This is a genomic window from Faecalicatena faecalis (assembly GCF_012524165.2).
Lineage (GTDB): Bacteria > Bacillota > Clostridia > Lachnospirales > Lachnospiraceae > Faecalicatena_A > Faecalicatena_A faecalis.
On the sequence record NZ_JABACJ020000053.1, the window covers coordinates 1 to 2,612 of the forward strand.

The 2,612-nt window shown below is 49.0% G+C and carries 2 protein-coding genes; both read left to right on the forward strand.

The genetic code is table 11. From position 1 onward, the window contains the following. Nucleotides 1-201 precede the first annotated feature (201 nt). Entirely contained in the window at nucleotides 202-1,788 is a 1,587-nt protein-coding gene (gene istA, locus HGO97_RS23590) for an IS21 family transposase (protein ID WP_216245724.1), read from the forward strand. Further along, a complete protein-coding gene (locus HGO97_RS23595; protein ID WP_168866508.1) occupies nucleotides 1,778-2,518 on the forward strand; it encodes an ATP-binding protein in 741 nt (246 codons plus the stop codon). The genes istA and HGO97_RS23595 overlap by 11 nt, the downstream gene beginning before the upstream one ends. The last annotated feature ends 94 nt before the right edge of the window (nucleotides 2,519-2,612 follow it).

Genomic DNA, 2,612 nt, shown 5'->3' on the forward strand with positions numbered 1-2,612 from the left:
TGATTATTCCGGGCCTGCGGCCCACCTAGGCCGCAGTTTAGCGCAGTTAGACCGCGCATCAGCTCATTTGATACAATCCGCGTTTCGGCACATGCCGATCGCAGATCAGCCCATTTATTAACTCTTATTCATTTTGACCTTTCGTTCGTTAGAATTATAGAAGGAGTATCGCTCCAAATCTAACGAAGGGAGGCCAAAAGAATGGCCAGAAAAATCAATGTGAAGCTCATCATGGAGCTTCGGGATGCAGGATTGTCTCGAAGTGCGATCGCATCCACAAGACACATCTCAAGGCACTCTGTCAGTGAGGTTTTCAACATCGCTGATGAGAAAGGTATCCATTACGATGATATCCGCGCCCTTGACGATTCGGAGGTCTATCACATCTTCTATCCGGAGAAGTTTGCGAACGAGACCATGTACGGAGATCCTGACTACGAGCATGTGCATCAGGAACTGAAAAAAGTAGGCGTGACCCTCAAGCTTCTCCATGAGGAGTATGTCGACCGCTGTGAACGTAATGGGGAGATCCCCATGGGCAAGACTAAGTTTAACGAGGGATACGCCGAATTCACTGTCGCCAATCGTCTCACTAACCACCTCGAGCACAAGCCCGGTGAACGAGCAGAGGTCGATTGGTCCGGACCAACCATGCACTACGTGGACATGAGCACCGGTGAACTGATCACTGTCTATCTATTCGTCGGAACACTCCCGTATAGTCAGTATTCGTACGTAGAGCCGTGTCTGGACATGAAGATGGACACCTTTATCCGGTGCCATATCCACATGTATGAGTACTTTGGTGGCGCCCCGATACGGACAGTATGCGATAACCTCAAAACTGGTGTCGTGTCTCATCCAAAGGAAGGCGAGATCATTCTGACAGATGATTACGCGGCTCTTGGATCGCATTACATGACCGCAATCATGCCTGCCGGTGTAAGAAAGCCGAAGCAGAAACCATCTGTAGAAGGCACTGTCGGGAAGATTGCAACGTCTATCATCGCTCGGTGCCGTAACGACGTGTATTACTCCTTCACAGAACTCAAGAAGGCTGTTTCTGACAAGCTACATAAGTTCAACCACGAGGCATTTCAGAAACGTGAAGGGAGTCGTTATGAGGTTCTGCAGGAAGAACGGGATTTCCTGAGGCCGCTTCCTGATGCTCCTTATGAGATTGCAGAGTGGGTCTATGATCGTGCCGTCAACCTCGACTTCCATGTAGTGTACAAGAAAAACAGGTATTCATGCCCGTACCAGTACGCGAAGAAGAAGGTCGATCTCAAAGTAACGGACCGCTTTGTGGAACTCTATCACAAGGGGGAACGTCTGACGACACACAACCGCTTTCCGGATTACATGAAGAACAAGTATTCCACGCATCCGGAAGACATGCCGCCTGCATTTCGCAACATCGTTCAGTGGGATGACGAGAGGATTAAAAACTGGGCAAGTTCAGTCGGGAAATCGACCAGACAGGTCATCGACCGTATCTTTAGCAACGTCGGAATAAAAGAACAGGGCTATAATCCCTGCCTTGCCATACTCCGCCTCAGCAGAACGTATACAGATGCCCGTCTGGAAACCGCCTGTGATCTTGCTATCAGCAGAGGGATTAAAGTGCCCCGTTACCATCACCTTAAAGCAATCCTAACAGCGAATCAAGACATCAGTTATAAAGAACAGCTAGAAGTCGCTTCCGATTATTCTGCTGATGACTCCTCCATGGGATATCTCCGTGGCAGTGATTATTACCGGAAGGGAGGGGATTCTGATGCTAAATGATGAGACCAGAAGAAAACTCCGCCTCATGAATGTCGGAGAGTTCATTGATGAACTCGAAATACAACAACAGGATCCACAGACGCTGTCTCTTCCCTTTGATGACCGTTTTCAGCTCCTTACAGACGGTGTTTATCAAAGAAAGTATAACGATAAGGTACACCGGTTGATTAAGACTGCAAAGCTCCGGCTCCCAAAGTCAGACATTCACGACATCCTTTACATTGACAAACGACCTCTCAACAGGGGCATTATTGCTGATCTGGCTAGCTGCAGGTTCGTTGACGAAAGCCGCAGCGTTGTGTTCCAGGGATATCCTAGCTCTGGGAAAACCTTCCTGGGGTGTGCAATGGCAAAAGAAGCCTGCAGACAACTACATAAAACCCGATACATCCGCCTCCCTGATCTTCTGGAAGAATACGCTGAGAAATCAGTGCTTCCCGGTGGAAAGAACAAGGTGCTGAACAAGTATGCAGCTTTCAAGGTACTTGTTCTGGATGAATGGCTTATGCCGGAATTGTCCAAAGCAGATGTCGAGTTCATCCTTGAATTGACAGAACGCCGCTTTGACAGTACGTCCACGATTTTCTGTACGCTTTATAAGCGCGAGGACTGGGTCAAGCGGCTGCGAGGCGGGACTTATGCCGAGTCTATCGTAGAGCGCTTCGCGCATAACACTACTTGGATCGAAACCGGTGATGTTAATATGCGGCAGTATCTATCACATGCTTGATGACCTGGGCTGAACTGCGACCAGCCTTTGCTAAACGGCGATACCCATGCGCTGAACGCGCTTCAGCGCATGGGCTAATCGCCCGGAATAATCA